Annotated in this window: 4 protein-coding genes; 1 reads left to right on the top strand and 3 read right to left on the bottom strand. The window is 68.9% G+C overall.

Features of this window, described 5'->3' with window-relative positions; translation table 11 throughout:
* Positions 1–96: 96 nt before the first annotated feature.
* The 3 genes from ACWELQ_RS37815 to ACWELQ_RS37805 all read right to left on the bottom strand — a co-directional run bounded on the left by ACWELQ_RS37815 (position 97) and on the right by ACWELQ_RS37805 (position 3,687).
* Complete coding sequence (locus tag ACWELQ_RS37815; RefSeq protein ID WP_452401817.1) at positions 97–975, bottom strand: NAD(P)-dependent oxidoreductase; 879 nt, start codon at positions 973–975, stop codon at positions 97–99.
* A gap of 239 nt (positions 976–1,214) precedes the next feature.
* Entirely contained in the window at positions 1,215–2,729 is a 1,515-nt protein-coding gene (locus tag ACWELQ_RS37810) for an FAD-dependent oxidoreductase (protein ID WP_452401816.1), read from the bottom strand.
* A 64-nt stretch (positions 2,730–2,793) separates the two neighbouring features.
* Positions 2,794–3,687 carry a phospholipid scramblase-related protein gene (locus ACWELQ_RS37805; RefSeq protein WP_452401815.1) on the bottom strand — a complete coding sequence of 298 codons (894 nt, stop codon included), beginning with the start codon at positions 3,685–3,687 and terminating at the stop codon, positions 2,794–2,796.
* Between the two features lie 192 nt (positions 3,688–3,879).
* Here ACWELQ_RS37805 and ACWELQ_RS37800 point away from each other — a divergent pair.
* Positions 3,880–4,957 (top strand): hypothetical protein (locus ACWELQ_RS37800; RefSeq protein ID WP_452401814.1); only part of this gene is annotated, 1,078 nt, incomplete at its 3' end.

Below are 4,957 nucleotides of genomic sequence, written 5' to 3'. Positions count from 1 at the left end.
CGCCTCGCGTGAAGTAATCGGGCGTGAAACAGCCTCGGCCCCCGCCATTCTCGATAGCGGGGGCCGAACGCTCGACGGTGCGCCGAGCACGGGCGCTCAGTTGCCGCGCAGGGCCTCGATGGTGCGCTCGAAGGCGGCGCTGCCGTGCCCGGCGCTGACCTGGCGATCGACCAGGTCGGCGAATCCGGCCAGCGGTTCGGCGGTGATCGCGGCATCGGAGGCGGCTTGGCGCAACGCGTCCAGGGCCGTCTTGGTGAACACCAGATCCTGGAACACCTCGCTGGTGTAGTCCCCGGTGTCGATGATGCGGCCGAAGGCGGGCAGCATCTGCGACATGGCCGCCACCCAGTTCGACGCGCGGGCGGCGAACTCCGAGGCCGAGACACCCGCGGAACCGACCAGCGCCGCGCCCTGGAAGAACCCGCCGAACATGGTGTACATGACCGTCAGCAGCGAGAAGTCCCACTGGGCGGCCAAACCCGGGTCGGCGCCGAAGTATTCGGCCGAGCCCAGCAGTTCCAGGGTCGGGCGGTGGGCGGTGAACACCGGCTCGGAACCGCTGTAGAGAATGCTCGAGCCGTCCGCGCCTATCATCGCCGGGACCGCCATGATGCCGCCGTCGAGGAAGTCGATGCCGTGCGCTGTCGCCCACGTCGCCAGCTCTCGTGACTGTTCGGGCGAGGTGCTGGTCAGGTTGAGCAACTGCTTGCCTTGCAGCTCGGCCGCGATCGGATCCAGGGTCTGATGCACCGAGGCGTGATCGAGCAGCACGGCGATGACCAGCTCACCGCTCCGCACCGCGTCAGCGACCGTGGCCGCCGAATCCGCCCCGGCGGCAACCAGTTCGGCATACTTGCCGGGGGTGCGGTTCCAGACCGTGGTCGTCACCCCGGCCTTGCGCAACGCCCGCGCCAGCGCACTGCCCATGGCGCCGAGCCCGAGCACGGTCACCGGGCGATGCTGAGTGTTGGTCATGGTGGGAGAACTCCTTCGCGATCAGTGGCAATATCTCGGCGCGCGCTGCCACCGAGAGTGCCGCCCGCGAAACCACCCGACAAGTACGCACTTTCGCCCCAGGGACTTACCCGAACGTTTGTCTCCAGCTACCACCAGGATTCCTCCTCGAGAAATATCGACTGATCGCCGAGTGGCACCTCCTGGAGGCGATTCGCCCGAATCCGCCTCCAGGGTGTGCCACTCGGCGGGGATGCCGGCTAGGCGGGGCCGAACCAGCGGGTGAGGGCGGAGTCGAGGCCGTGCGGGGTGGCCGAGGTCCAGGCGACGACGCCATCGGGGCGGATCAGCAGCGACAGCGGGTCTCGGGGTTGGGCGGGTTTGGTGGTGATCAGGTCGACGGATTCCGACCAGGGGGCGGCGGTGGTGCGGAGGTCGGGGTTGTCGGTGAGGTCGAGGAGGACGGCCTTGCCGGAAGCGAAATGGTCGGACAGGTGGGTGCCGTCGGCGAGGTCGAAGTCGGGGGCTGGTTTGCCGACGAGGGGGTCGTCGCTGCCGAGGTCGTAGCGGTGCACGACGCCGGCGAGTTTCTTGGCGATCTGGGTGGCGCCGTCGCGGGTGTCGAGCAGGTCGGTGACGACGGCGCGTAGGGCGCGGCTGCGGGGGTCGGTGCGCATGAGGGCGACCTGTGCGCGGGTCCAGTCCAGAACCCATTCGCCGACCGGGTGGCGTTCGCGAGTGTAGGTGTCCAGCAAGGCTTCCGGGGAGCGGCCGCGGATGACCGCGGCCAGCTTCCAGCCGAGGTTGGCGGCGTCGCCGATGCCGAGGTTGAGGCCCTGGCCGCCGAAGGGGGAGTGCACGTGCGCGGCGTCGCCCGCGAGCAGGACGCGGCCCTTGCGGTAGTCGGGGGCCTGGCGGGTGTTGTCGGTGAAGCGGGTCGCCGAGATCACCTGGGAGATCTGGACTTTCACGCCGGTGACGCGTTGGAAGCTGTCCTCGAGCTCGGCGGCGGTGACGGGGGTGACGCGGTCGGCGGGCGGGCCGTCGAGTTCGACGGTCAGGATGCGGCCGGGCACGGGGCCGTTGACGTAGGTGCCGGTGGGGGTCGTATTCCAGCCCAGCGGAACGTTTTCCGCGCCGGTCATCTCGACCAGGGCCTGGCGGCCGGTGATTTCGGGGTCGACGCCGGGGAAGTCGAAGCCCGCGAGTTTGCGCACGGTGCTGCGGCCGCCGTCGCAGCCGATCAGCCAGCCCGCGCGCACGGTGCGGTCGCCGACCTCGACGGTGACGCCGATGCCGTCGTCGGTGAAGGCGGTGACCTCGACGCCGCGGCGCACCGGTACGCCGAGTTCGGCGGCCCGCTCGGCCAGCATGGCTTCGATGGCCTGCTGGTCGACGAAGCGGTATTCGGCCGCCTCGCCCAGGTCGGCGAAGGCGGGATCCTCGGCGTCGACGTTGTCGCTCCACAGCATGATGCCCGCGAAATGCCCGCCCGCGGGCTTGCGCTTCGCGGCGCCGACGGGCTTGGCGTCAGCGAAGAGGCTGTTCATGCGTGCCATCGCCGCCTGGTGGGCCGCGCGCAATTGCGGCAGCATGCCGCGCCGGGCCAGCGCCTGGGCGACGGGGGCATTGATGCCGCCCGCCTTGATCGTCATATCCGGTTCGGTGAGTCGTTCCACCACGAGCACGTCCACGCCCGCCAGGCGCAGTTCGCACGCCAGCATGAGCCCGACCGGTCCGGCTCCGACCACCACCACATCTCGTGTCTCGTTCATGACGACCACACTGCCGAGGGGCGATTGCCGGGCGCTTGCGTGCGCTTACACCCCGCTTGCGCCGTCAGTTCCAGCCGCGCTGATCCTGTTTGAGAGCGGTATCTATGGCCAGGCCCGAGGCCACCACCATCGACAGCAGCGGCTGCGGCAGCGGGCGGTGGATCTGCACGACGTAGTTGTCGGCAGTGGTGAACATGGTCTTGAGCAGGCCCTCCCACGTCTTGGTGATGCGGGCGACCTCGGTGCCGGTGTGGTCGTGGATGGCGAAGTTCCAGGCCCGCCAGTTCTCGGCGCGGATGCCGCCGATCTGCTGGCCGCCGACCACGAACGAGAAGTTGATCTTGCCGATCATGTTCTGCTGGATGATCTCACCGATCGGCGTGCCGTTGCCCTGCTCGAGCAGGAACCTGGATTTGAAGACCTTGGCGGGGCGGGTGATGCGCATCAGGCATTGACCGTGCGCGTCGCGGATCTCGAGCTTGTGGGTCAGATACTGGTCATAGCTCGACAGGAAGCGCACGGCCTTCTTCAACGCCGACTGGCCGACCTCGGCGACCGCGCCGATCTGGCGGCCGTGCTGATCGAAAACGCTGTACTCGTTGACCATTTCGATCAGCTTGACCCGCTGATTGACCACCAGCACCGGTTCGGTGAAGACGGTGCCGCCGCCGGCCTGGGTGGGTGATATCCCGGCCTGCTGCTGGACTTGGCGCTGGATGTCGGCCGGATTGCCGCCGCTGCCGACCTCGACTTCCCAGGGGGTGGCCGCCTCGCGCGCGAACTGCTGCGGCTGCCCGCCGTAGGGCTGCTGTCGGGGCTGCCCGTGCGGGTCGGGTTGCTGGGCAGGCTGTGCCGGTTGCTGCTGGGGCCGTGTGTGTTCGGTCCACCGGCTGCCGTCCCACCAGCGCAGTACCGGGGATCCAGGAAGCTCGGGGTACCACCCGGCAGGCTGACTCATGGCCGCATCCTCACGATGTCCAGGGACTCTGCACTTTTTGTACTTTTTGCCCCGCTGTCACCTCTATGATGGGCCCTCGACATCGGGAGGCCGAGCTCAGGTCGCCCGGGAATACGGGGAAAGCATGTCCGGCGCAGACGAATTCGCGGGTTGCCACGGATGTACCACGCGGCCGGGCTTATGACCGACCTGGTGACGCGAGCCCAGCTGGTCCTGCTGGCACGCACCCTGCACGTGCCGGTGGAACGGCTCGCTCACCTCGACAAGCTCGGCCCGCACCGCCTGCACGAGCTGCAACAACGCATGGCGAGCCAGCTGTTCGACCAGCACAATCCCGTTTTCGAGCGGATCGCCAAATTGGTGCCGCTCATCCCGTTGAGCATTTCGCTGCCGATCGTGCAGAAACTGGTGCCGCCCACCATGACCGGGCGTGCGGCCGGGGCCATCGGCGTGCGCTATCCCGCCAAGGCGGTCGAGGCGCTGCTGCGGCTGGACGTCGGGTATGCGGCAGACTGCGCGCCGTATCTGGATCCGCGCACCGTCGGGCAGCTCGCCGACGACGCGCCACCGCAACCGGTGGTGGCGATCGTCAACGAGCTGATGAACCGGCGCGACTACATCACCGCGGGGCCGTTTCTGGCCTATGCGACACCGGAACTCGTGCGCGCCGTCGAGGAGGGCGTGCCCGACGACGAGGGGCTCATCCGCTCGGCCGCCTACGCGTATTCGGGGGAATCGATCAGTGCGGTGGTGCGGCAGTTGCTGGCGGGCAGCAGTCAGCGGCTGCCGCGGCTGCTGGGCACGGTCATCAACGGCTCCAAGGAATTACGGCTGGCGGCACTGTCGGTGTTCGCGCGGTGCACGCCGGATGTGATCGCGGCGGTCGGTGACATCCTGTTCGAGGTGGCGCCGCCCTCGGCCATCGCGGACCTGCTCACCACCTATATCGCCGCCGACGCCACCACCGACATGCTGCGTTTCCTCGGGCATCTCAGTCCCACCGCGCTGACCCGGCTGGCGCTCAACCCGGTGTTGTCGGAGATCGCCGAGACCCTCGTCGACGCCGTCGACGGCAGCAGCGATGTCGCCTCCTGGCGTGGGGTGCTCGAACCGCTGGCCCGCACCCCGGCTGAAGTCCGCCGCCGTGCCGGGCTGCGCCTGGCTCAACTCGACACCCCGACCCTGCTCACCGTGCCCGCGCTGGCGCAGGCCGCGCGGCTGTGGCCGCCGCTGCTGTGGGTGCTGGCCGCCACCGACGTCGACGTGCAGG

This window comes from Nocardia sp. NPDC004722, assembly GCF_053601505.1.
This window is presented reverse-complemented; position numbering and strand designations above follow the sequence as displayed.

What these genes read in the sequence shown, in the direction of transcription:
- ACWELQ_RS37815 (WP_452401817.1), bottom strand. Translation starts at nt 975, where the DNA reads ATGACCAACACTCAGCATCGCCCGGTGACCGTGCTCGGGCTCGGCGCC.
- ACWELQ_RS37810 (WP_452401816.1), bottom strand. Translation starts at nt 2,729, where the DNA reads ATGAACGAGACACGAGATGTGGTGGTGGTCGGAGCCGGACCGGTCGGG.
- ACWELQ_RS37805 (WP_452401815.1), bottom strand. Translation starts at nt 3,687, where the DNA reads ATGAGTCAGCCTGCCGGGTGGTACCCCGAGCTTCCTGGATCCCCGGTA.